Annotated in this window: 22 protein-coding genes and 2 tRNA genes; 15 read left to right on the forward strand and 9 right to left on the reverse strand. The window is 34.7% G+C overall.

Annotated features, from left to right (window positions below; all coding sequences use genetic code 11):
- Positions 1-83: 83 nt before the first annotated feature.
- Entirely contained in the window at positions 84-1,403 is a 1,320-nt protein-coding gene (locus SOY52_RS07815) for a glycoside hydrolase family 28 protein (protein WP_320848397.1), read from the reverse strand.
- Between the two features lie 41 nt (positions 1,404-1,444).
- Here SOY52_RS07815 and SOY52_RS07820 point away from each other — a divergent pair, with 41 nt between their 5' ends.
- Positions 1,445-2,341: a sugar phosphate isomerase/epimerase family protein gene (locus SOY52_RS07820; RefSeq protein WP_320848398.1), complete on the forward strand. Its 897-nt coding sequence runs from the start codon at positions 1,445-1,447 to the stop codon at positions 2,339-2,341.
- A gap of 57 nt (positions 2,342-2,398) precedes the next feature.
- On the opposite strand, the gene SOY52_RS07825 is transcribed toward SOY52_RS07820, so the two are convergent.
- Positions 2,399-3,541: a thymidine kinase gene (locus SOY52_RS07825; RefSeq protein WP_320848399.1), complete on the reverse strand. Its 1,143-nt coding sequence runs from the start codon at positions 3,539-3,541 to the stop codon at positions 2,399-2,401.
- Positions 3,528-4,193 carry a deoxyribose-phosphate aldolase gene (gene deoC / locus SOY52_RS07830; RefSeq protein WP_320848400.1) on the reverse strand — a complete coding sequence of 222 codons (666 nt, stop codon included), beginning with the start codon at positions 4,191-4,193 and terminating at the stop codon, positions 3,528-3,530. Before deoC ends, SOY52_RS07825 begins: the two co-directional genes overlap by 14 nt.
- A gap of 104 nt (positions 4,194-4,297) precedes the next feature.
- On the opposite strand from deoC, the gene SOY52_RS07835 reads away from it, so the two are divergent.
- Genes SOY52_RS07835 through SOY52_RS07845 form a run of 3 tightly spaced genes read left to right on the forward strand, consistent with a single transcriptional unit; the run spans position 4,298 to position 6,716 of the window.
- On the forward strand, positions 4,298-5,233 hold the full coding sequence (locus SOY52_RS07835; protein ID WP_320848401.1) for an 8-oxo-dGTP diphosphatase: 936 nt from the start codon (positions 4,298-4,300) through the stop codon (positions 5,231-5,233).
- Positions 5,223-6,119 (forward strand): aldo/keto reductase, encoded by an 897-nt coding sequence (locus SOY52_RS07840; protein WP_320848402.1) that lies wholly within the window; start codon positions 5,223-5,225, stop codon positions 6,117-6,119. Before SOY52_RS07835 ends, SOY52_RS07840 begins: the two co-directional genes overlap by 11 nt.
- Positions 6,120-6,122: 3 nt before the next feature.
- Positions 6,123-6,716, forward strand: a complete 594-nt coding sequence (locus SOY52_RS07845) for a YigZ family protein (protein WP_320848403.1) — start codon at positions 6,123-6,125, stop codon at positions 6,714-6,716.
- On the opposite strand, the gene SOY52_RS07850 is transcribed toward SOY52_RS07845, so the two are convergent.
- Complete coding sequence (locus tag SOY52_RS07850; protein ID WP_320848404.1) at positions 6,703-8,055, reverse strand: M28 family metallopeptidase; 1,353 nt, start codon at positions 8,053-8,055, stop codon at positions 6,703-6,705. The genes SOY52_RS07845 and SOY52_RS07850 overlap by 14 nt on opposite strands.
- Before the next feature lie 158 nt (positions 8,056-8,213).
- On the opposite strand from SOY52_RS07850, the gene SOY52_RS07855 reads away from it, so the two are divergent.
- From SOY52_RS07855 to SOY52_RS07865, 3 genes are all read left to right on the forward strand, one after another.
- Positions 8,214-8,298 (forward strand) — tRNA-Ser (locus tag SOY52_RS07855).
- Positions 8,299-8,310: 12 nt separating this feature from the next.
- Positions 8,311-8,400: transfer RNA gene (locus tag SOY52_RS07860), tRNA-Ser, on the forward strand.
- Between the two features lie 959 nt (positions 8,401-9,359).
- A complete protein-coding gene (locus SOY52_RS07865; protein ID WP_320848405.1) occupies positions 9,360-10,784 on the forward strand; it encodes an ATP-binding protein in 1,425 nt (474 codons plus the stop codon).
- Between the two features lie 27 nt (positions 10,785-10,811).
- Here the strand turns inward: SOY52_RS07865 and SOY52_RS07870 are convergent, their stop codons facing one another.
- Positions 10,812-11,183, reverse strand: a complete 372-nt coding sequence (locus tag SOY52_RS07870; protein ID WP_320848418.1) for a GNAT family N-acetyltransferase — start codon at positions 11,181-11,183, stop codon at positions 10,812-10,814.
- Positions 11,184-11,469: 286 nt separating this feature from the next.
- On the opposite strand from SOY52_RS07870, the gene SOY52_RS07875 reads away from it, so the two are divergent.
- A complete protein-coding gene (locus SOY52_RS07875; protein WP_320848406.1) occupies positions 11,470-11,781 on the forward strand; it encodes a hypothetical protein in 312 nt (103 codons plus the stop codon).
- On the opposite strand, the gene SOY52_RS07880 is transcribed toward SOY52_RS07875, so the two are convergent.
- Entirely contained in the window at positions 11,774-12,112 is a 339-nt protein-coding gene (locus SOY52_RS07880) for a transposase domain-containing protein (protein WP_320848407.1), read from the reverse strand. The genes SOY52_RS07875 and SOY52_RS07880 overlap by 8 nt on opposite strands.
- Before the next feature lie 146 nt (positions 12,113-12,258).
- Between SOY52_RS07880 and SOY52_RS07885 the strand changes: the two genes are divergently transcribed.
- Genes SOY52_RS07885 through SOY52_RS07895 form a run of 3 tightly spaced genes read left to right on the forward strand, consistent with a single transcriptional unit; the run spans position 12,259 to position 16,050 of the window.
- The gene (locus tag SOY52_RS07885) at positions 12,259-14,091 is read left to right on the forward strand and encodes a tyrosine-type recombinase/integrase (RefSeq protein ID WP_320848408.1); all 1,833 of its coding nucleotides are present in this window, start codon (positions 12,259-12,261) and stop codon (positions 14,089-14,091) included.
- Positions 14,088-15,041 (forward strand): tyrosine-type recombinase/integrase, encoded by a 954-nt coding sequence (locus tag SOY52_RS07890; protein WP_320848409.1) that lies wholly within the window; start codon positions 14,088-14,090, stop codon positions 15,039-15,041. The genes SOY52_RS07885 and SOY52_RS07890 overlap by 4 nt, the downstream gene beginning before the upstream one ends.
- The gene (locus tag SOY52_RS07895; protein ID WP_320848410.1) at positions 15,034-16,050 is read left to right on the forward strand and encodes a tyrosine-type recombinase/integrase; all 1,017 of its coding nucleotides are present in this window, start codon (positions 15,034-15,036) and stop codon (positions 16,048-16,050) included. The genes SOY52_RS07890 and SOY52_RS07895 overlap by 8 nt, the downstream gene beginning before the upstream one ends.
- Before the next feature lie 21 nt (positions 16,051-16,071).
- Here SOY52_RS07895 and SOY52_RS07900 read toward each other — a convergent pair whose 3' ends face one another.
- From SOY52_RS07900 to SOY52_RS07910, 3 genes are all read right to left on the reverse strand, one after another.
- Positions 16,072-17,514, reverse strand: a complete 1,443-nt coding sequence (locus SOY52_RS07900; protein WP_320848411.1) for an IS66 family transposase — start codon at positions 17,512-17,514, stop codon at positions 16,072-16,074.
- Between the two features lie 72 nt (positions 17,515-17,586).
- The gene (tnpB, locus tag SOY52_RS07905; RefSeq protein WP_320848412.1) at positions 17,587-17,934 is read right to left on the reverse strand and encodes an IS66 family insertion sequence element accessory protein TnpB; all 348 of its coding nucleotides are present in this window, start codon (positions 17,932-17,934) and stop codon (positions 17,587-17,589) included.
- Between the two features lie 554 nt (positions 17,935-18,488).
- Positions 18,489-19,688 (reverse strand): CobW family GTP-binding protein, encoded by a 1,200-nt coding sequence (locus SOY52_RS07910; RefSeq protein WP_320848413.1) that lies wholly within the window; start codon positions 19,686-19,688, stop codon positions 18,489-18,491.
- Between the two features lie 399 nt (positions 19,689-20,087).
- Between SOY52_RS07910 and SOY52_RS07915 the strand changes: the two genes are divergently transcribed.
- From SOY52_RS07915 to SOY52_RS07930, 4 genes are all read left to right on the forward strand, one after another.
- The gene (locus tag SOY52_RS07915; RefSeq protein ID WP_320848414.1) at positions 20,088-21,407 is read left to right on the forward strand and encodes a sugar ABC transporter substrate-binding protein; all 1,320 of its coding nucleotides are present in this window, start codon (positions 20,088-20,090) and stop codon (positions 21,405-21,407) included.
- A gap of 69 nt (positions 21,408-21,476) precedes the next feature.
- Positions 21,477-22,367 carry a sugar ABC transporter permease gene (locus SOY52_RS07920; protein ID WP_320848415.1) on the forward strand — a complete coding sequence of 297 codons (891 nt, stop codon included), beginning with the start codon at positions 21,477-21,479 and terminating at the stop codon, positions 22,365-22,367.
- Between the two features lie 12 nt (positions 22,368-22,379).
- A complete protein-coding gene (locus SOY52_RS07925) occupies positions 22,380-23,219 on the forward strand; it encodes a carbohydrate ABC transporter permease (protein ID WP_320848416.1) in 840 nt (279 codons plus the stop codon).
- A partial coding sequence (locus SOY52_RS07930) for a hypothetical protein (RefSeq protein WP_320848417.1) occupies positions 23,216-24,293 on the forward strand: 1,078 nt, incomplete at its 3' end. The genes SOY52_RS07925 and SOY52_RS07930, both read left to right, overlap by 4 nt.

The raw sequence follows: 24,293 nt of genomic DNA on the forward strand, positions 1-24,293 counted from the left end.
ATAATAAATGAATGTATAACAAAAGGAAAGAGGGTAGTCCATAAGGAGAAACGTGACTGGACTACCCTCAGAATAATTGTTAATTAATTAGCGAATGTAACACTATCCTCGATAAGAATTTCTTTATCAGTTCCAATGACATTTACATTCTCAAGCTTTAAGCCTTCGATATATCTAAGTCTAAGGCCACGGCTCTCTGGAGTTGGCAGACCTCTGTACATACCAGATGTATTAACATCAACATCAGCATTAGGATCAACACCAAGTACACAATCCTTAACTACAAGATTCTTTACAGGCATTTCAGGAAGTCCAACAATCATACCAGCTGAAGCCCTACTACCTTCTGCTTTACAACCTTCAACAACAACATTGTAAAGGCTTGGAGTTTCAGCAGTTATCTCTTGCTTTTCAAGAGAGAATGGACCGTCTTCAAAACATCCACACTTGTAGAACATATTAACAACTAGAGGACAAATATTATTCTTCATTGAAAGATTTCTAAATACTAAATCATGAAGTGCACCACCTCGGCCTCTTCTAGATTTAATTCTAATACCTCTATCTGTATCATCGAAGATACAATCTTCAACTACTACATTGCTAATACCGGCTGCTGTTTCAGATCCAATTACTGCACCACCATGAGCCTTAACAACACGGCACCCCTTAATAAGGATATCAGTTGTAGGAACATTGTCCTTAATACCTTCAGGGCCAGAACCACTCTTAAGTGCAATTCCATCATCACCTACAAATACACTGCAATCAATTACTTTAACATGTGAACAAGATTCAATATCAATGCCATCTGTATTTGGAGAATCATATGGATTTTTTACAGTTAGATTTTGAAGAACTAAATCATGGCTAAATACAGGATGAATAGTCCAGAAAGGGCTATTTTGTACTGTAACACCTTCTAACTTTACATTATAGCTATCTTTTATTTGAATAAGAGATGGACGTAAAAACTGACAAGGTCTTCCACCACCGCCACCAGGTTGAGTTTCATAACCAGGATTTAAAGCAGCAAACTTCTTTTCAATTTCAGACTCTGGAGCATTTTGGCCAACACTCTTTTTTCTCCATACCTCAGCCCACCAAGCAGAACCATTTCCATCTATTACGCCTTCACCTGTAATCTCAACATCATGTGCCTCATTAATAAATAAACAAGGATGCATACAGTAGCATTTTACCCCTTCCCATCTAGAGAAAACTGGTTCATATATACTTGGATCGGAGATAAACTTTATTACTGCTCCCTTTTCTAGGATGAGCTTTGTATTAGATCTCACCTCAAGCGGACCTGTAAGATATTCTCCAGCAGGAATTGTTATTACACCTGCTCCATCTAGCAATGTCTGTAGTCTTTTTGTTGTTGTGACAAGATCACTCATCTTTTACTCCTCTCTTTTTTTTATTTACTAAACCAGTAAAAGTGAAATATCCTAAAACCATGTTTAATATTGGTTTTAGAGCTCACGATTTTGGCTCGTTTAATTCTGCCAGCGAGCTAGCAAATGTTGTATCGGAAGTTAAATCACCAGCAGTGATTCAACTAGCACTCAATAAAGTCATTCCATCTGCAAGAAAATGGACACAGTGGGATGAAGAATACATCAGTAGCATAAGGGATGACCTTGCTGCTAAAGGTGTATCTGCAGCAGTTATTGGCTGCTACATTAACCCTGTTCACCCTGATAAGGATGAAAGAGAACAACAACTTCAACGCTTTAAAAGAAGCTTAGAGCTTAATAAAGCATTTGGTTGTAAGGTAGTCGGCACTGAAACAGGTTCTTGGACACCTAAAATCACATATAGTCCTGAGACTTATGAAGAAAAAGTATTTGAAACTCTTCTTAATTCAATAGACTTTATGCTTAATCAAGCAATCAAGAATGATGCTATTTGTGCAATCGAGCCTGTTGCATTCCCTCATACAATGTGTACAGTTGAAAGAACAGTTAGAGTCCTGGATAAATTCCAAGATGAACACCTTAAGCTTATCTTTGATCCAATAAATCTAGTTCCAAGATTAGGAATCCCTGAATTAGATGGATCCTATAGAGCTATTCCAAGCCAGGAAGCTCAGTTAAATTATATAACTACCTGTCTTGATGCCTTCAAAGAAAGATTATGCATTATTCACTGTAAGGATTATATCCTCAATGAAGATGGACTCAAGAAAGGTGATCTTCCTGTTACTACAGGTGTTTTTAGATGGGATTTATTTTTCAAAGAACTCAGAAAGAGAAACTTATATGTCCCAATACTGCTTGAGAATCACAATCCAAAGACATTAAAAGAAACCCTTGCTACCCTTAATAAATTCTAAATCAGAAAATCATAGGCGCAAGGGAAAATTAACATTGATTTTTTGGACTATTCCGTCCTAGAGCAAATAAGGCTGGTCAAAACTGACTGGCCTTCTATTATCTGACAGAGTTTTAGTCAGATAATTAATATCAAGCTCAAGATCAAAAACAATCCTTTGAAGTAATTGTTCACTAATTAAATTTTGTTCACAGAATAAAAAGCTCAAAGCTTTTTCTGCTGTATAGTCAGGTAATAAAGCGTTGAGATACTTTTCTCCATCAGGATTATCTCCATAACTTCTCATAAGATTTTCATAGAGAATAGATTTCTCTTTATTACACTTTAATGCCTCAATTTCCTTTAATAAGCCAGAATTATCCCCCCTACTCGCAGCTTCACCAAGAGGCTTTAGAGTAAAGAATGTATATTCTTTTCCAGGTAAATAGTGGTGTCTATCACAGCGAGAAGCATAGTTAGGCTCTAATGCACCATTCTTTGTTTTATCTCCTCCCACTACAATAAGAGGATCAAAGAAAAGTGCAGGACATTCTTTATCATCAATAGTGTAATACCTATAAGTATAGAATGCTGAGTCCATACAATCAGGATGTTCACAATAAGCAGTAAGAGGAATTACATCAGTAGCAATATCAAGCATCAAGCGTGCAGTATTGTTAAATAAATCCCTTCTAAAATTTAATACTAAAGTTGGAAAAATAAACATACATCCTTTCTCTAATGAACAATTTCTTACCACGTATGCAAGACGTTCATCAAAGAATGAAGCTTCATCAATAATATATGTTCCAACTGTAGGATTATCTTTTATTACCTGCTCAAGACCAAAAGAATCCTTAATTCTAGCAATATTTTCACCACATCTAATATAGCCAGATCTATATGCAAGAGCATCATCAGGATAATCCGTAAAGCGTGCTCCATCAATTTCACTGCGGATAAAAAATACTTTTCTTCTATCAACACAGCCTGTACTAGTTAACGCCTTTACTGCTTCACCTTTCTTTTGTGCTATTGCAGCATCACGCCAAACCCGGGCAGCGAATTCTGTCTTTCCGCTACCCATAGGACCAATTAACAAAACTCTTCGACCTGGCTTTGTAAAATCAAAATGAGTAAAAGTCTCATGGACATCAATTGTAGGGAATCCTAAAGACTTTAAAAAATCTTCACTTTTAGAATTTGCCTCAATATGCGGCATCAGAAACCTCACCTTCCATGATCTTTACACCGGCAGAACATCCAAGTCTTGATGCACCTGCTTCAATCATCTTAAGAGCTGTCTCTTTATCTCTAATTCCACCAGAAGCTTTAACACCAAGACGATCACCAACAGTCTTTCTCATTAGTTTAACAGCTTCAACAGTTGCACCACCTTTTGAAAATCCTGTAGATGTTTTTACATAATCTGCTCCAGCTTGCTCTGAAAGTTCTGAGGCTTTAACTATTTCATCATCTGTTAATAAACAAGTTTCAAGAATTACTTTTAAAAGCTTTCCCTTACAACCCTCTTTAACTGCTTTAATATCATTTAAAACAAAGTCGTAATCTTTATCTTTCATGGCACCAACATTAAGTACCATATCAATTTCTGTTGCGCCATCATCTACACTACAACTTGCTTCAAATGCTTTTGCCTTTGTACTCATTGCGCCTAATGGGAAACCTACAACTGTACAAACATTTACACCTGTACCCTTAAGTAATTCAGCACAAAGCTTTACATGACAAGAATTTACACATACTGAAGCAAAGTGATATTTCTTTGCTTCCTCACAAAGCTGTTTAATCTGACTTACAGTTGCATTAGCTGCAAGCATAGTATGATCAATATAAGATGCTATGTTGTTCATTTCTTTTTTCCTTATACGTTCATAAGACTACCCCATTTTCTTTATCCCTGCAATAAAGAAAAAATGAGGTTGTAAATCCTTAAAAGACATACTATCTTAATCGCATGATAGAAAAATTTAATAACGTATACATATGGGTTCTATTTGTTATTCTTATGGTAAATATCTCTCAAAGAAAACTGAAAGATACATACTATAAAACTAAAGCAATAATATATATTGCTCTACTTTCTTTACTTACATATCTTGGTGTAATAATTATCGATATCAAAGAACTATCAGGCTATTTTATTATCGTCCCAATTGCACTATCCATTGTTATTGGTTTTATCTTTCGTGATAAGGTATGGCCTTTTAGACTTAGATGTAGAAAGTGCAAAAAGAGACTTCCTTTTGAATATGTAATTGGTCATGATGACTGTCTTTGCCAAGACTGCCATGATGAAGCACACCCAGAAGAAAAAGCAGAAAGAGAAAGGATTGAAGCTGAAAAATTAAGAAAATCAAATCCAGAGCTTTTGCAAGCAAGCTTTATGGAAGCAGAAAAAATTGATGATATTAACTGGGATCTTTGGGAACCAACAGATAGATGTGTTATTACTTTTACACAAAAAGACGATAAGATTTTATTTATCGAAAAGAAAAGAGGTCTTGGTGAAGGTTATTTTAATGCTCCAGGAGGACACATTGAGCTTGAAGAAACCGCCAGTGAAGCTGCGATAAGAGAAACTAAGGAAGAAACAGGTCTCGATATTAAAGATCCTGTATTAATGGGTACTATATATTTCCAATTTAAGCATAAGGATATCAGAGAACTAGGATATGTTTTTACTTCCAATGGAGCTGAAGGTGAATTAAAGGAATGTGATGAAGCACGTCCTTTCTGGATTAGTAAGGACAAAATTCCATATGAGAATATGTGGGAAGATGATATTTTATGGCTTCCGGGTATGTTAGAAGGTAAAAAGTTTGAAGCATATTTCTTACTTGATGATAGGTCATTAATCGACCATAAGGTAATTTGGAAAAGTGAAGAGTAAATTAGCTCTTGGACTTGTACAAGTAGGAGGAAAACTTTCCTTCTATGAGGACATGCAGCCTCAATACTATAAAGACATATTAAGAAAAGCTATTAGAAGTGGCATTAGAGTATTTGATAGTGCTTACTCTTATGAAAATGCTGATAACCTATTATACTCAGTGTTAAAAGAACAACATGTTAAAAGAGAAGAATACGATATCACTCAAAAGATAATGCCACTTCCAACCTTTATTAAAAAGGCTGAAACTTCTCTTTCTCGCCTTAATTGTGATTACTTCAATACTCTATTAATTCATTGGCCAACTAAAGATGAAAGATTATTATTTTCAACTTTCAAAAGTCTTGAAAAGCTAAAAACAGAAGAAAAGTGCATCAACATCGGTGTTAGTAACTTTCCATATGAATTATTAAAACAAGTTTCTTCAGATTTCGAAGTAAATGTATTAGAGCGTTCATATTCTCTAATTTGGACAAAGGAAATTGACAAAATAATAGAACTCTCTAATGAAAAAAACATAAAACTATATGGATATACACCTCTAGGAGAGGGATTATTAAGTGGAAAATATAGAGATAAAAGTTCTCTTAATGATGGTAGAAAGAATTTATGGGTATTTGATCATCTTAGTGAATTTCATTCTTTACTAGATATGGTAGAAAAATTAGCAATAAAGTATTCAACTACAATGGCTGAAATAGCTCTAGCTTTTTCAAGGCAAGGTGGTTTTGATAGAATATTTATTGGAATTAGTAAACCTTATCAGCTTGATATTTTCTCATCCACGATTACACTTGAAGAAGATGAAATCATCACACTAAAAAAGCTTGCAGATAAGATATCAAGCTATAATTTAACAGATAATATATATCAGCATAGGTGGTAACAATTGGAAGTTTTACTTGAACGAGCAGAATGTGAAATAGTAGTTAAAAAGAGCAGATTTATCTCTGTAGCGCTTCCTTGTACCTCTTTAGAAGAAATAAAAAGTTTGGTTAAAATGATAAGAGAAGAGCATCCTGATGCTACTCATGTTGTCCATGCTGCAGTAATTGGACCCGCCGGTGATTTATACTCAATGAGTGATGATAGAGAACCAAAGAATACTGCAGGACGCCCTGCCTTAGAGGTATTAAAAGGAAGTGGTGTTACAAATATTCTTGTTTGTATCATAAGATATTTTGGTGGAACTCTTCTTGGTACAGGGGGACTTGTAAAAGCATATGGAGATAGCACAAAAGAAGTCCTTGGAATCATAAAAACTGAGCCTTTAATTGCAAAATCTAGCTTCTCAATGCTAATTTCCTATGATTTCTATGAGTTAATAAAAAGATTATTAAATCAAGTAAAAGCCTCAAATATTGAAGAAGAATTTACCTCTGGAATTACAATTAAAGGTTTAATTCCTCAAAGTGAAAAAGAAACTCTTGAAGCACGTTTTACTTCAATAACAATGGGGCGTTGTACTATCACGATTTCATGACAGTAAGCTTTTTACTACTATCTTGTAATACTAATCCCTTTTCTTCCTGTTTTTCACATATACTATTTTCTTCTACAATCTTAATACAAAGCGATATTATTTCTTCAATTGTAGCTCTATCTAATTTATCTATAATATCTTCCTTAGTATGGTAATATGTTTTTTCATTTGGAGTTGTTGAAGTACAAACAATAGATACTGCATCAAGACCACATCTTGCAGCAGATGCCGCATCTGTTGAACCACAAAATAAACCCATATAACCCATTTTTACTTTATATCCCATCTTTTCTGCTTTCATTGCACACATTGAAGCAAGAGAATTTGAAAGATTAACATATCCATTTACATCTTTTGTTAAGATAGTTAGTTCGGAAGAATCATATAAACAATCAAGATTAATAACTATAGGTGATACAAATTGATCCTTATGATGGTTGAACCACCAAGCAGATCCCTTTATTCCACACTCTTCTCCATCGAAAGATGAAAATATTAGTTTTGTGTTTTTTAAACCTTTATCATTATCTTTCTTCCATTTAAAGTATTTAGATAACTCTTCTAATACGCATGAAGAAATTAGATTATCACCGACTCCTGGAGAATATTCAGGGGTAATAAGCTTATATAAGTTTAAATAAACTATACTAGTAAGTGCCATTATTATTAATAGAACTATTTGAAATAGTGGTGGAAATCCTATATTAAATAAACCAAGTGTAAAAATGTCACAAATAAAGCCTACAATACAAGTAAGACCTAAAATAAGCCAATGTATTAGAGGTAAATATAGTGATAACACAATTGAACATTTATTATTCATCAATAGAGCACTATCATGATGAGATGTAAATATTATCGTATTTAAGCATTCTTCTTCCGGTTCTATTACACAATGAACATTAGTCATGTCACACTTTGAAAAGAATGTTTTATCAGAGCCTTTACATAAAAAGAATTCCCAAACAACTACAAAGGAAACAAATAAGAATAGAAGTAGAGCTAATAATGTACAACTAAAAAAACTCAATACAATAATTACTGGAGCTGTTATGGCTAATAATTTTATTGAGCCATAAAAGGCACTTTCACTTGAACGAAAGGAGGTAATAATAGCATCATCGCTATGCTTCTTGAATTCTTCAAGGAGTATTCTTGCACATTTTTTAGAACTTTCACTACCTGCCTTTCTAGGCCCTGTTTCAGAATAAATCTTAGCTGCTAAATCAAAAGCCTCCTCAGCAAGCTTAGATGCTTTCAAAGTTTCAAGATTCTCATTTGATTTCTTAACAGCAAATAATTCATTATTAACTTTCTTCTTTTTAAAAGGCCAAAACATACTCTATTAATATACAAGTCTTAAGTAGATCAGAAAACTATTTATTTATTTTTTTATGCCATAATGTGAATAAAATAACAAATAGAATATTGACAAAAAATATTAAATCCTCAATAATACCTTGTAATTGACTGAAAAGCAGTCCAATTTATTCAAATGGAGAGATGTCCGAGCGGTCGAAGGAGGCGGTCTTGAAAACCGTTGATGCGCAAGTATCCGGGGGTTCGAATCCCTCTCTCTCCGTTTTTTTTATTTGGAGAGGTGCGAGAGAGGCCGAATCGGGCTCCCTGCTAAGGAGTTGACCTGCTAAACCCGGGTCCGGGGGTTCGAATCCCCCCTTCTCCGAGAACTATAGCCCTAGGTTATCCTAGGGTTTTCTTTTTGTTAAATGTTTTTAGATAAAGAAAATAGCGTTTGAGTATTTTTTATATTGCTTTCTTGAAAGAAATATTACTTTTCCAAAAATCCACATAAAAATCCACACAAAGTTTTCTAGTTAGTTTCTTGCTATATATAAGAAAAGCACTAGAAACCGCAAAGAAACTTATTTTCGATGATAGGATTCATTTTTGTAGACCAATATCAGATTTTTTTAAATCTCATTTAGTCGATTCAATATTTCCATCACTATTTCTTGATCTCTCAGCAGCGAAATACCAAAGCACTTTTTTCCGGTGTCTTTTATGGAAGCACATATATGGTAAACAGTTTTTCCATCTAAAATAATGAATCTATCATGAAATACTTGTGCCTTATAAACCGTTAAAGTTGGATACTGGGAATTAAAGATATTTACATCCTTATTTGAAAGTGGTGCACTGTAAGCGCAAAATAAATGAAGATAGATAAGCAAGAATATGACTAAGAAATAGTCAAAATGTTTAAAAATGAAAGAATTTCCTCATTGAAGGCCCGAATGCTGAGTGTATCAGCGGATTATGCCACTGTTCTGACTTTGACGCGGTTTTGATTTCAGACTTAAACTTATCTGTTTTTCTTAAGTACTCTCATCAGTGCACCTGTCACTATGAATCCTGCTACCCATGTATGTTATGCTCATTTATGTTCCAAACGTGTCGGGAAGGCTTCCCGCTACTGTGGAGCCGAACGATACGATTCAGCACATTATCCAATTTAGTATCAGTAAGGGTGCAGAAGAAGCTGAATACAGCAATCAGCACTGATATCTTTTGTACTTGCAAATCATAGTTTGGCGAAATATAATATAGGAAATAGCGCATAAATCGCCAAATATTGTTGAATTACATGAAAAATGGCGAAATATGTGAATGTAAGGTGATATTATGAGGATTATTGGAAGAGAAAGAGAAAAAGACTGTCTTATGCAGTGTCTGTTATCAAAGAAACCCGAACTTGTTGCGGTATATGGCCGAAGAAGAGTTGGCAAAACATATCTGATAAAAGAATTCTTCAATAATCATTTCTCTTTCTATACAACAGGAATTGCCGATGAGAAAACACAGGGCCAGTTAAAGACATTCCATTCGAGTCTCATCAAATATGGTTATCATGATAAAAAAATACCATCAGACTGGTTTGAAGCTTTTGAAATGCTTCGGAAGATGCTTGATAGTGATGGACTTTATCGTGAACCAATAAATAATAAAAGAGTCATTTTTCTTGATGAGCTTCCATGGATGGATACTGCCAAATCAGATTTTAAGAGCGCCTTTGAATACTTCTGGAACAGCTATGCTTCATCTAAAGACGATATCTTGATAATTGTATGCGGTTCAGCCACATCCTGGATATTAAACAACCTAATCTATGATCGGAAAGGGTTTCACAACAGAATAACCAAACGCATACATCTTGCTCCATTTTCGCTGGCTGAGTGTGAAGAGTTGTTTGAATATAACAATATGGTTATGACCCGAAGCCAAATGATAGAGAGTTATATGATTTTTGGCGGTGTTCCTTATTACCTGAATCTTTTGGATTCCAGACTTAGTTTAATTCAGAATGTGGAAGAATTATGTTTTAAAGAGTATGGAGATCTGCATTTTGAATACCATAGTCTCTTTCATTCGCTTTTCAATAAGCCGGAAAAACATATGGCTATTCTGGAATCTCTGGCCAGGAATTCTTATGGCCTTACCAGAACCCAGCTTTCAGGCGTTAAGGAAATAGGCGGAGGGTCAGTTTTAACGAAAGATCTCAGAGAACTGGAGGAATGCGGATTTATTCGCAGATTCAATAAATTAACAAAAAAAAGTGAAGAGTCTTTCTATCAGTTGATTGATCCATTCGTGCTTTTCAGCATTATGTTCTTAAATAATAAAAAACTTAAATCCTGGAAAGAACAGATAAATACCCCGGGATATTATTCCTGGAGAGGAAAATCATTTGAAATCGTGTGTCTTAATCATATCACACAGATAAAACTGGCACTGGGGATAAGTGGTATTGAATCAGATGAGTATTCATGGCATGGCAGCAATAAAGAGGATGGAGCTCAGATAGATTTGCTTATTGTAAGAAAAGATGGAGTAATCAATCTTTGTGAAATGAAGTTTACAAATGAAGCCTACTCTCTAGATTCTGACGAATACGAAAAACTGTTAAACAGAATGTCCCGGTTCAGAAAGGAAACCGATACGGATTACGCCATACATATTACTTTAATATGCAGCAGTGGATATAAGCGTAATAAGTATTCAGATATTATCCAGAATGTGATTACCGGAGATGAGTTATTTAAAATGTGATCATATTGTTCATGGTGTCATTATGGCTCAGATGCTCTTCTCAAGGTACCTTCTGTACGTTTTGAAACTTGATACTTCGTAAAAAGCCAGTGCTTCCTCATTGAACTCCCACATGTTGAGTTCAATTCTTGCTATGCCGTTTTCCATTGCATAGTACTCGATGAACTTAAGTATTTCCGTTGCCACGCCTTTGCGTTTATGGGCGCAGTCAACTCCGAGTTCATCGATTTCAATGTAATCCCTTGCATACTGAAAGGGTGTTTCCTTTCTGTGGGTACGGTTTATCACGGCAAAGCCGATGACCGCGTCACCGGACTCTGCCACGATTATGGTCTTTCCTTTGATGCAATCCCTGAGTTCATCGGGACAGCTGGGCCGGAATATAGATAGATATTTTATATAGAAATAATCTAGTCAAAATAATCAAAATAAATGAAGATAAGAAACCAAGAATATGACTAAGAACTAGTCAAAAAGCTTAGAAATTAAAGAATAAAAAATATGAGAGTTACCTACAAACACCACTTCGTAATAACTCTCATCAAAAAAAGGTAATTAAATGATTACACTAAAGGTAGAAAAAGAAAATAGTGTAATATCACAAGAGACTTATGGTAAGCGAAAAATAAATCGCAATTAAAACAAAAACAACCTCTAATTAATATTTGGGTATATGGAGGACACAATGGCAAAACCAAGTATATACCCAAAAGAATATAGGGACCAAATGGCTAAAGAGTGCTATGAGCAACTCTTAGAGAACAAAACAACGATTTACAAATTTGCTAAAGAAAACAATATTAATCGTAAAAATCTATGGAGCTGGATAAATTCTCGTTATTACAAAACTGAATCAGAAATATCAACATCAAGCTTTGTAAAAATAGAAAAAGCACCAGTAAATATAGTAATCGACTATTATGGTGCTAAAATTCAAACAAATGATAATAATCTTGCTTATGTATTAAGTGCCATAAAAGATGCTTATACTATCTAGAATTTCCACATAGGATGTAAGGATCTTTTCTGTTTTCATCTACTTTAGCCTGGCTAATCATAGCTCTATGCTTATTGAGACGATTTAGATCTATATTCCAAGGAAGCATCTTTTCCCACTCAGAATCATCTTTACTGCCATATGGAGCAAATGTTAATACATATTCAATGTAATCATTAGTAGAAATATTTGCCCTCTTAGCAGTTTCAATTAAAGACATAAAAAAGGAGGAAGCATCAGCACCATCTACAGTTTCACTAAATAACCAGTTACCTCTTCCAGTTGCCCAACATTTTGCTATTTGTTCGCAGCATAATGCGAAATTTCGCATTTTGCTGCTTATGCGCGGTTTTAGAAAATGCGCGGGTTTTCAAACACTCATTACAACATAAGGAGTTAGAAACTTTGGCTTCATAATTTCCGCGCATTTTATTTCTTACTGTACCATTCATGTATAGCCCAAAGGAGGGGCTGCATATGAATGAACGGTACAAGGATTTAGTAAATTCATTAATCGAAAAAACAAAGAACGAACCTCACGGTAGATCCTATTTATCCTCAATTAAGAGTATTCTTCATCAATTGGAAGAGTATTTGGAATTTAACTCTCTCGAATTCAGTCCAGAAACTGCTGCAACATGGCTCTTCAATCATGTAAGACCAACTATGAGTTATGAACAATTCAAGCATATTAGGGTCCATGTATATCGAATTGCATGCGATTTTGATACTACTCGTAATTTAAAGCCTCTCTTTTATGATAAAGAAAAACTTAGTCCTCATGACCTTCTTCCACGATGGGCTCAATCAATCATGGATAACTATGTTAAGTATTGTGATGAAAATGGACAACTCTACTATCATGAAATACGGCTTAGTATTGCTAAATTTCTAACATATCTTATCAAGGAAGGCTTTCGTGAATATGATGTAGTAGATTGCAGGATAAGCGCAAAATATTACACTGATAGACCAGCTTGGAGTAAGGGAGAACCCGCCTTTATTCAATATCTCTACAAAATTGGACTTGCTACTCGTTTTGCATATAGAGCTTTCAATCCAAGTTTTCATGCCAAAATAGCTCTCTATGATTCAGTAGATCTGTCAGATTTTCCTGATAATTACTCAACTACTGACTTTATTAAAGCTGCTCAAATTCATTTGAAAAGCCTAAAGAAGGTTGGATATTCATCATCTGTTATTGCTGGTTCAGCGACTGCAATTGATGAATTCTGCATATTCCTTGAGCTTCACAATAAAGGTTTCTCTATTGAGGCTGTAAACAAGTTTCTCTTCTTGCAGAAAGATAAATTAGGAAACAACATTGGGGTGAAGAGGCGAACACTTTTAGTGATAAATGAGATCCTCAATGGCAACATGGAGAATATTCCCGCTGTTTTTTCATTCAAGAAGGAAATATTTCCTTCTTGGGCGCTTGAAGCAGTTGAAGCATATAAAGCAATGCGGATTAAAAATCGTATTGCTGAGTCAACCCTCTTCATGGATAACAGTAGCCTTTTGAGGTTTTGCAACTTTCTCAACAGCATAGGGATAACATCTTTTACAGAAGTAACACGCCAAAACATCAAAGAATTCAACATTCAAGATAAACATTCCACAGTTGAAGGAAAGGTTGCTTACAATAATCGTATTAAAGGTTTTCTTGAATTTCTATATGAAGAAAAAATCATAAAACAAAATCTTGCTATTTCAATACCCGTAATGTCTTGTGTAAGAATTAAACCACCAACAATTCTCACAGAAGAAGAGGAAGCAAAACTCAACAACTATATTGATACAACTACATCGCTTCGCGATAGAGCGCTCTTAAAGATAGCATCGCAGACAGGAATGCGTTCAATTGATATTGTTAATCTCACGTTTGATTCTATTGATTGGGAAAACAAGACTTTCAGAATAATTCAGAAGAAAACGAATGTTGAGATCATTCTTCCCTTTTCAAACGGTGTTGGTAATGCATTGTATGAGTACATAACTAAAGAACGCCCCAACAAAGAGAGTAACTATATTTTTATCAATAAAATAGCACCTTTTAATCCATATAAGCGTAATGTTGTTGCCTTTGCTCTAAAGAAAGCACTTAATATAAACAAAGGAGCTCATATTCTTAGAAAAACATTTGCTTCTAAGATAACAGCAACCTCTACAACATTTTCTATGGTGGCAGAAACTCTTGGTCATACAAGTGACGCCAATATTGATCCATATATTTCTATTGATGAGAAACGCATGAAAGAATGTGCCCTCCCTCTTGGTAATATGTTCTCCTACAAAGGAGGCTTATTATGAGTGATTTTAAATCTAAACTTACCCCTTACATAGAAGGTCTCATAGAGGAACAACATGCCATGGGATTTTCGTTCAATGGACAAGAACAAATATTAAAAAGATTTGACAAGTTCATTATTGATAACGAACTTGATACAGGACAACTTGAAAGTGAGGTCGTTTCTTTATGGGAAGAAAGATTGCCGATAGAACAGGATAGATCTAGAAACAGGAGACTACAAACTGTTAATAAGCTCGCAGAATACATGCAAGCGTTAGGTCTACATGCTACATTCTGCCATACAATGGGTAAAGAGCTTCAAGCTATATTATATACGCCTAGCGAAGATGAAATAGCGAAGATTTTGACCCATGTTGATAATCTTGACTATGAGCAACCCTCTCTTAAACGTCTTTGTCCTGCCTACTCAGTTATGATACGTCTATATTATTTTTGTGGTCTAAGACTCAGTGAAGTGGTGATGCTAAATAGAGAAGATGTAGACCTCTCTACCGGACGGCTATACATCAAGAAGTCAAAAGGCGATAAAGATCGCTATGTCTATGTTGCAGAAGATTTAAGAGCCCTTCTTGTCAAATATGACGGTTACATGGAACAACAAGTCCCTTCGAGAGAATGGTTCTTCCCAGGTTTTTATAGTGATAAACACTTCTGTAGAACGTCAATAGACAGAAAATTTCGCGAATGGTGGAAGGCCTGTTTTCCGAGCTGGATAGGAAAAAGACCAACAATTCACAGTCTTAGACATGCATTCGTCATCAACCGTATAAACGAATGGGCCAAAGAAGGGTTAGATTTCAAAGTAATGGTTCCTGTTTTGAGCAAGTATCTAGGACACAGAAGTATTGAAGAAACCTACTACTATTACAACATGCGCAATCCTCGTGAGGAGTCTATCAGAAATATAATGGAAAGGGGCTCAATTGCCGGGGAGGTAGAACTTGACTAACACAAGAAAAACTTACTTCTTCGACTATTCTATTATGTTCCTGCAGAACTACCTTTCCAAGCGAGGCAGGAGCATACATACCATCAGCTCCTATAGAGATACTCTCTCAATCTTCAAAGATTGGCTAGAAGCAACAGGAAAGAATTTCACAACATTCAAGTTCAGCGAGTTCACTGTCGATACAGCCTATAACTTCCTCGAGTGGTTAAAGAGTGATAGAAAAAACTCTGAAGAAACCTGCAACCACCGCCTTCATGATCTTTGCGGTTATATTGATTATTGTGTTACTCAGGACGTGGCGCTAGCATCTGTTTATACACTTCTCAAAAGAGTAAAGCCGTACAAAACAGTGAAGAAGATAAAGGATTGGCTTACATCTGAACAAGTTAAGCTTATTATTGACTCATGTCCGAACACCAAGAAAGGAAAGCGTGATAAGTTAATTATCCTCATGCTCTACGAGACCGCGGTACGTGTTTCTGAACTAGCGAATTTATGCATTAGCAATGTTTATCTTGATGATGAGTTTCCTTTTATCCAACTTGTCGGCAAAGGTAAGAAGGAGCGCACTATACCTCTTATTGGCAATATTCCAATGCTCTTGAAGGATTATATCAATGAGGATGTAAAGTATTCAGGCTCAGAGTACATCTTTTATACGATGCATAATGGAAAACCGGAACACATTAGTTCGAGAAGCATTCAAGAGATGATTACACGTTCTGCAGATAAGGCCCGTCTTATTGATTCTTCAATTCCTGATAGAGTTTATCCTCATATGTTCAGAAGGAGCAAAGCTACATCTCTTTACCAGAACGGAATGGTCCTTGAGCAGGTTTCGTCCCTTCTTGGACACTCTCAGCTTGAGACTACCCGCATCTATGCAAAAGCTTCAATCGCTCAGATAAGAGAAAATATGGAGAAAGCAACACCACAGAAAGATATTGAAGCAGAGCCATTATGGCAAGGGAAAACAAAGGATCTCAATAAGCTGTATGGCTTAAGATAAAGAAAATAAAATGCGCGGAAATTATGAAGCCAAAGTTTCTAACTCCTTATGTTGTAATGAGTGTTTGAAAACCCGCGCATTTTCTAAAACCGCGCATAAGCAGCAATTGTTATCTGGAGCACCTTCTACATAATCAAGATACAAAGAGGTATATGGCTTATATTCAAGCGCATAGTTAATAGCTTTTCCCATTAACCCACTTGAAGAGTACTTGCTCTTAATATCCTCTATTTTATCAAAGAATTCTTCTATTAAAGGTTCAGACTTTTCTCTTCTTTGTTTTAAGAATTCTTCTTTAGTAAGCTCTTTATTTTTTAATTTCTCAACTAAATCATAATGAGCATTACTAAGCTTTGTATAAATAGAAACTAGAATAGTAGCATTAATATCTTTTTTATTAGCTGTTGCTTTCAAAACATCTTTGAACTTTCTAATAAGATGAACCCAACAAGTACCATGCTTCTCTATATGTAAGTATTGCTTCAAGCCATCTGTAATAACAGGTCCTTTATAGTTAAACTTTTCAATATCCTCTAGTAATACTTGTTTACTACGACCCTGAATATACTCACAAAGTACTAGGGTATGAAAAGCCACCTCCTTTTCATTAAAAGTAGTTCCAATTGTTATATACATGAAGCTATTTTGCGAAACTTTACCACTCTTAGTTCTTACATTAAGTACTGTGGTCTTAGTTTCATCCTTATTAAGCATAGCCGAAGAGTAAACTTGTTTCTTTAAAACTTTTTCTAAAGGAATTAACTCTTCATAATACTTAATAATCCAGCTAGCTAACTTTTGCCGCTGTACTATTAAGCCAGCTCTTTGATGAATCTCGCTCTGACGATAAAAAGGCAAATAATCATCAAACTTACTTACTACTGAGTGAGCTATAAAGTTTGGAGTTGCTGCAAGGCCATCAAGCTTCTTGCTTTTAAACTCTACTACGCTTTTATCTTCACTATCTGTAGTATTAGCTGGTTCATACTTTAAGTAATGGTCTCTGACAATAATATACTTTTGAGGAACTATATAAACCTTATCAATAGTTTTATCTTCTACTCTTTTATAAAGGACTCCATTAATAACTTTCTCACTTGGAGTTTCTTCATAGTTATATACATCAATAACAGGAGTAGAAGCAGGTAAAGAAGAGTTTTCTCTTGTCTTATGCTTTTTTCTAGTATGAGCTTCAACAACTATCTGTTCACTTTCAGGAAGGCCATTTTTCTGGGCTTCAAATTGAGCTAATAATTCTAGTTCCTCGAATAGGCTACCTGTTTGTTCAGAAGAAGGAGTGAATTTCTCAGCAGTTTTAAGGCGAATTATTTCTTCTAGATTTGCAATTTTATCTAGATGCTTTTCTCTTTCAGCAGCTAGATTGACATTACAAAACTGCATATCTAATACTAATTGTACTAATTCTTCTTGTGTTTTTCCTACTAAATCACTCTTACTATACATGCTTGTATTATAAAGAATTATTAAACTTTTTACAATAGGTTTTAGTAAAATAATTCATTGTATTACAACATTTTAACCTGCAAATAATGGGCTGTAATTAGGAAAGATTTTAAATACATCTGCTCCTCTTAAAAGGTACCTTATATCTTCTAATTTTATGCTTCTTGATGCTTCTTCTGTCTTTGGCCATGAGAAGGTGGATTTATAATCTAAACGCTTTGTTATTTCAAACCATCCATTACCATCCCAAAGGATTGCTTTTATAGTTTTTCTATTTTTGCTGCAAAACATAAAGATGGATTTTGAAAATGGATTAAGAGCCATTTCTTCTTGAACTATTAGTGATAGCTTTAATGCTCCCTTTCTAAGATCTGTACATCCTGGCTTAATGTAGTAATCGTATTCTTCAAACTTAATCATTTATTTAGATCCTCATCTTTTGTTTAAAGAATACCTTTTGACAATATTGTTAAATAGAGCAATTTATTTTTCGGTTACGACTTATGATTCAATTATTAGAAGTATAGATATACATAGTTTAGAGTGTACCTGTGGTAGACATGATATGGTAGTACATGGCTATTATAGTCACTGCGTTAAAACTAAATCTGGAGTAATAAAATATTTTGAAAAGTACCCATGGTATTTATTTCACTTGATATTTGCTAATCTAAGCTTTGATGGATTCTTCCTGCAATTCATAAAAAACAAATTGTGGTCTAACAACATGGTTACTGTCTTTTAAACAAATAACCTCCTAATTGGATTTTTGGTCCAACTAGAAGGTCACAGGTCAGTACTCAAAGAGTATTAGAAATACCTATCTTATTTCTCAAAAAGATGTCTCAAAAGATAATAGCTTATATTTCAAGCCTTTCTATATGGTGCCATTCTTATGTGATAAAGAATAATTATTTCTTTTGTCTATAATGAGGGACAGTATTAGTTTTATTATCTACTGTCCCTTTAATATCTTATTTATCTAAGAGTTCATCAAACTTTTTTGCAATCTCTTTTTTATCTAAATTTCGTCCTATGATACAAAGCCTTATCATCCTGTCGCCAACCTTTTCATCCCAATCGGCTCTAAGCTGAGGATTTTCCTTAAGAAGCTGCTTTTTCTCTCTTTCAGGTGCAGTTGCAATCCATCTTCCATATGCACCACATAGCATTTGACGTCCACTAGTTTCTAAAATATAAGCCATGTCATTTTCATCACTAAACCAAATAACACCCTTACATCTAATTATATTCTTTGGAAACGATGGCACAAAGGCACGAAGCTTTTCCCTGTCAAAGGGAGTTCTCCTATAGTAAATGAAAGTACCAATTCCATATTCATCCTCACTCTCACCCTCATGTCTATGTTCATGATGATGGTGATCATGATGGTGGTGTTCCTCCTCTTCATGATGTTCATGCTCATGGTGATGATCAGGATTATTTTCATCCTCTGCATCTCCTAGCTCACCTTCCTTAGAGAGAGCCTGACACCAGCCTGCACTATTAAAAACTGCTTCGAAATCAAAGGAATTAGTATTTAGGATATCCTTTACAGCTACATCTCCCTGACTTGTTTCAATTACCTTAGCACCTGGATGGAGAGCATCTACAACCATTCTAACCTTTTTAAGCTCATCTGGTGATACCAAGTCCTTTTTATTAATTACAAGAGTTGAGCAGAATTCAATCTGCTGAACTAAGAGGCTTTCGATATCCTCTTCAGCAATTTCATCTTTCTTTAATAGCTTCTCACCTGATGCAAATTCATCTACAAGGCGAGATGCATCAACAACGCCTACAACATTATCAAGATAACCATTTCTAATTAACTCAAGCTCCTGAGCAATAGGCATTGGTTCACATACTCCACTAGCCTCAATAAGAATGTAATCATAAAGGCCCTTAGAAATAAGCTTCTCTATTCCCTTCGTCATTTCACTCTTCAGGGTACAGCAGATACAACCATTTGTAAGAGGGACGATATCACTAGTATCTGTAATATGACCACCCTTAGCTATTAAGGATGCATCAACATTTATTTCTCCAATATCATTTACAATTACTGCTACTCTATATCCCTCTTGGTTATTTAAAACTTTATTTAAAAGTGTTGTCTTTCCAGCTCCAAGATATCCACATAATAATGTAATAGGTGTTTTCTTCTTTGCCATTTTTATATTTCTCCAAACATATTGAAATATACCAACAAAAGAAAAAAGAGTAATTATTTATGATAAAAAATAGGAAAAGAGCATTAAACCTTTTTACTATTTTATCCTCTATTAGTCCCAATATACCAAATATCAATGCCAATAGCATTATCACTTTCAACTAAGGCTAAATACCAATCAGCTTAAAAACTAATTTTTGGGGTTATTCTAGTTCTAAACGCACAAAATTCTTTAAGAGCTCACTACTCAAATTACACACTTTTCAATATAAAAAGATTAAATAAAACAAATGAGTACTTTTTCCCCATTATATAAATCAATTAATAAATAAAAACATTGCTTTTTATTAAAACTAGGATATAAAATTTAATTATTATTATACTTTTAGGAGGCTAAAGTATGAAAAAGTTGTTATCAGTATTATTAGTTTTAATTATGTGTTTTTCACTTTTTGCAAATGGATCAAGTGAAACTAAGGCTTCTGAAAACAAAACTGTAACACTGGAATGGTGGACATGGGATCCTGAAATGATAGAACAAAATAGATCTATTATCGCAGCATTTGAAGCTCAGAACCCAGGAATCAAAATTAATAATACTATTGTTGATACAAAAGAGTATTGGACAAAGTTAAGAATTCAGGCTCAACAAAAGAGACTCCCAGATGTATTTACTCTCTCATCTGGTTACATTGAAGAATGGGCTGAAGAAGGATTACTTAGAAATCTTGATGATTTAATTGCAGCAGATACAGGATTTTTTGATGAATTCTATAAGCCAATTTTTGATGTAACAAAGAGTATCGCAAATGCAGATCACTACTATGCTGTTCCATTTGCTCTTGTAAATACAGTTCTTTACTATAACAAAGATATGTTCGATGCAGCAGGTATTGCATATCCAACAGATGATTGGACATGGGAACAATTCAGAGAAGCTGCTAAAAAACTTACAATTGATAAAAATGGTGATGGAACTCCTGACCAGTGGGGATACTGGTTCTATGGTAGATATGCTCATGCTGAATCATGGATTTTTGCTAACGATGGTTACCTCGTAAATCGTGATACAATGAGATTCGAACCAGATGCTAATGCAATGGAAGCTCTCAAGATGTTAACAGACTTAGTACTTGTTGATCATTCTGCTCCTCGCCAGAAGGATATGAGTGCTCTCAAGAACCAGCAAGTATTCCCTAACGAGCTTTGTGCAATGTGGGTTGATGGAGGCTGGTATGTTGATGACTTTAGAAAGATTGGCGACAAGTTCCAGTGGGGCTTTGTAAGAGTACCTCAGGGTCCAAGTGGCACAAAGAGACTTACATATGCTTGGCCAGATAGCTATGCACTTTCTCCATATACAGAAAATGCTGATGCTGCTTGGAAGTTTGTTAAGTTCATCGCAGGTCAAGGTATTTCATTAGACCAGTTCATGGCTGGTAAGATTCCTGCATACAAACCTCTTACAGAATCAGATGCATTTGTTGACTTAACAGTTCAACCTGGAAAAGATATGCAGCTCTTAAGAGATATGGCTAATGATGAAATGACAACCTCTTACACAAAGGGTTGGAATGAATGGAGAGGATATGGTGCTGCTGATACTATGGGTCTTAATGGTGTTATCGATAGTATTATCAATGGTGAAACAAGCTTCGATGCAGGTATGAAGAGTGCTACAGAAAGTATCAACAAAGTACTTGCTCGTTATTACAAATAATTTTTAACTTACTATTCTTAGAGGCATATGCTGTGTATGCATATGCCTCATCTTTCTTGGAGGTGTAGTTTGACAAAAACAAAATCTTATAGATGGCATAGCTGGATAACACCTTGGTTATTTATTTTGCCAACACTTGTAGGACTAATAATCTTCCGTCTTATTCCAATTGCAAGTTCTCTTTATCTTGGTTTTACAGATTGGAACTTATTAAGGGACCCTGTTTTTATTGGACTAGAAAACTTCAAAGAACTATTTGCTGAACCAGATTTCTACCTTATAGTTTCAAATACAATAAAACTAACACTATGGTATGTAATTGGTTCCATGATAGTAGGATTACTCCTTGCTATTCTTATTAATAACAAACTAAAAGGCATTAATTTCTTCCGTGCTGCAATTTACATGCCTGTTATTACCTCATCTGTTGCAGTCGGTATCGTTTGGTGTTGGATTTTAGGACCAAAGTTTGGTCTTGTTGATATAATACTTTCAAAATTTGGTATTCAAGCTCCTTACTGGCTAAGTGATACCAAATATGCTCTTGGTACCGTTACTTTCGTACAAGTATGGAAGATGGCAGGTTACTATATGATTCTTTTCCTCGCTGGACTACAAGCAATTAGTAGTGAAGTAATTGAAGCATCAATTGTTGATGGAGCTAGTGCTTCACAACGTTTATTTAAAATAACAATTCCAATGTTATCTCCTACTATATTCTTCGTTCTTACAGTTGCAATCATGGATGCATTTAAAAACTTTGAACTTATCCACGCAATGACTCATGGTGGACCAAAGAATGCAACAAATACTCTTGTATATGACGTATATCTAAATGCATTTACATATTATAGAGTTGGATATGCAGAAGCAATTGCTTATGTACTTCTCGCACTTGTTGGTGGATTAACTATTCTTAATTTTATTATTAAGAAGAAATGGGCTCAGCCACTTGAGTAGGAGGAATTGAAAATGGTAAAGAAAAAATCATCACATATCATAGTACTCATACTTTTAATTTTAGTTACATTTATCTCAATATTCCCTTTTGTTTGGATGGTTGTTAACTCTTTCATGTCAGATGACCAAATATATGCATTCCCTCCACGCTTTTGGCCAGAAAAGCTATTTAAAAAAGGAATGTGGGATAACTATGCGACTGTATTAAATGCTTATAACTTCCTTAAGTACATCATAAACTCATTAATTGTTGCGGGAGCTGCTGCAATAGGACAAATTGTAGTTTGTCCAATGGCTGCCTTTGCATTTGCAAAAATGAAGTTTAGAGGAAGCAAGTTAATATTTACTCTTTTGCTTGTTACCTTGATGATACCTCACCAAGTAACAATTATCCCTGAATACTACTTAATGATGAAAATAGGTTGGCTCGATAGCTATCTACCATTAATTATTCCATCATTCTTAGCTGGTGCTTTTGGTACATTTATGTTTATCAGCGTATTTGAATCAATTCCTGAAGCACTTTTTGATGCTGCAATTATCGATGGCGCTTCTGCTTGGAAAATTTATACACATGTATACTATCCTGAAGCAACAGCACCATTAGCAACATTATTTATTATTGCTTTTATGAATAACTGGAATGACCTACTACGTCCAATGCTTTATATTTCAAAGCCTGACCTATATACAGTTACTCTTGGTCTTACTCAGTTCCAAAGTGCATACTCCTCACAGTGGTCATTACTACTTGCAGGTAGTGTACTATCAGTATTACCTTTAATAATTGTATATTTATTCTGCCAGAAATATATCATTGAAAATTCACTTTCTGCAGGAGTAAAAGGATGATAGAAACACAAATCATTACTGAAAAATATGAAAATGGAGAGATGCAACGTTATCAAATAGCAAAGGGCTTTGCTTGGTCTGATATTTCATTTTCCATTCCTCCATTTTCAAAAGAAGCTTATGATGAATTTGTTAGAATGTATGAAGCCTTTATCATTCCAAAGCATAGATCATGGTATGGGGCTTTAGTTATTTTCCATTTTCCAAATGACATTAAAATTCCTTTCTCTTTTGATACTGACATCGGTACTGTCTTTGATCCTCAGCTTGCTTTTGCTGCAGAATTAGAAAGACAGTACAAAGCAGGACTAATAAAAAAAGAAAATGATGATATTGTAGTTAGCGATAAAAAGACTAGTGATTTTATCGCAACTTTAAAGGAAAAAGGATGGTTTAAAGTACTATGTGGAGATAAAGATAGTATTTCAATACTTCCTGTTAGTAATACCTTTGGATACCTTAGCCAAACTACACCTTGTCCTAAATTAAGTGTTAATAGCCACTTCTTTACAATGGATGTTTTTGACCATGATTCTCCATATGATACTTTTGGTGTCTCTTATGGTCTTGCTCTTAAAGATGGTGTTGTAATTCAACCTCCTCTCTTCTATAGAGAAGCTTTATTAGTAGATAAAAATGGTAAGAGTTATGTAAAGAAAATATCAGTTACAGATCTTAGTATTACTATTAATGGTATTACATTCAAAGATGGGGATAATGCAACCTATTATCAAAGGCCATTAGATAGAGTAACACCTAAGACAAGTGGTAGTGATATTGTAATTATTGGAAATAAGGTAATTGCTTATCATAAGGGTGGTGAAACACTTATTCCTTCTTCTGGTTTTATTATTCAAACTAAAGAGGATATTTCTTATTCTGAATCAAAAGTTATCTATAATGGGTTAGAGGACTACGTATTTGGACTACAAGTAGGTTCTGCAGTAGTTAGAGAGACAGAGAAGATAACTGAGTTATCATCACCATTCTATGATATAGAAATAGATCCTATTTCATATCCACCTACTCTCTATCCACTTGATTACGAAGCCGCTCGTGCACCACGTATGGCTA

It is taken from the genome of Bullifex sp. (assembly GCF_034103065.1).
Lineage (GTDB): Bacteria > Spirochaetota > Spirochaetia > Sphaerochaetales > Sphaerochaetaceae > Bullifex.

Bases quoted from the DNA above. Each gene is read 5' to 3' on its own strand.
- tnpB (WP_320848412.1), bottom strand. From the start codon at position 17,934: ATGATTAAGTTTGAAGAATACGATTACTACATTAAGCCAGGATGTACA.
- SOY52_RS07885 (WP_320848408.1), top strand. From the start codon at position 12,259: ATGAATGAACGGTACAAGGATTTAGTAAATTCATTAATCGAAAAAACA.
- SOY52_RS07910 (WP_320848413.1), bottom strand. From the start codon at position 19,688: ATGGCAAAGAAGAAAACACCTATTACATTATTATGTGGATATCTTGGA.
- SOY52_RS07880 (WP_320848407.1), bottom strand. From the start codon at position 12,112: ATGCGAAATTTCGCATTATGCTGCGAACAAATAGCAAAATGTTGGGCA.
- SOY52_RS07875 (WP_320848406.1), top strand. From the start codon at position 11,470: ATGGCAAAACCAAGTATATACCCAAAAGAATATAGGGACCAAATGGCT.
- SOY52_RS07815 (WP_320848397.1), bottom strand. From the start codon at position 1,403: ATGAGTGATCTTGTCACAACAACAAAAAGACTACAGACATTGCTAGAT.
- SOY52_RS07915 (WP_320848414.1), top strand. From the start codon at position 20,088: ATGAAAAAGTTGTTATCAGTATTATTAGTTTTAATTATGTGTTTTTCA.
- SOY52_RS07835 (WP_320848401.1), top strand. From the start codon at position 4,298: ATGATAGAAAAATTTAATAACGTATACATATGGGTTCTATTTGTTATT.
- SOY52_RS07925 (WP_320848416.1), top strand. From the start codon at position 22,380: ATGGTAAAGAAAAAATCATCACATATCATAGTACTCATACTTTTAATT.
- SOY52_RS07865 (WP_320848405.1), top strand. From the start codon at position 9,360: ATGAGGATTATTGGAAGAGAAAGAGAAAAAGACTGTCTTATGCAGTGT.
- SOY52_RS07825 (WP_320848399.1), bottom strand. From the start codon at position 3,541: ATGCCGCATATTGAGGCAAATTCTAAAAGTGAAGATTTTTTAAAGTCT.
- deoC (WP_320848400.1), bottom strand. From the start codon at position 4,193: ATGAACAACATAGCATCTTATATTGATCATACTATGCTTGCAGCTAAT.
- SOY52_RS07900 (WP_320848411.1), bottom strand. From the start codon at position 17,514: ATGTATAGTAAGAGTGATTTAGTAGGAAAAACACAAGAAGAATTAGTA.
- SOY52_RS07890 (WP_320848409.1), top strand. From the start codon at position 14,088: ATGAGTGATTTTAAATCTAAACTTACCCCTTACATAGAAGGTCTCATA.
- SOY52_RS07850 (WP_320848404.1), bottom strand. From the start codon at position 8,055: ATGTTTTGGCCTTTTAAAAAGAAGAAAGTTAATAATGAATTATTTGCT.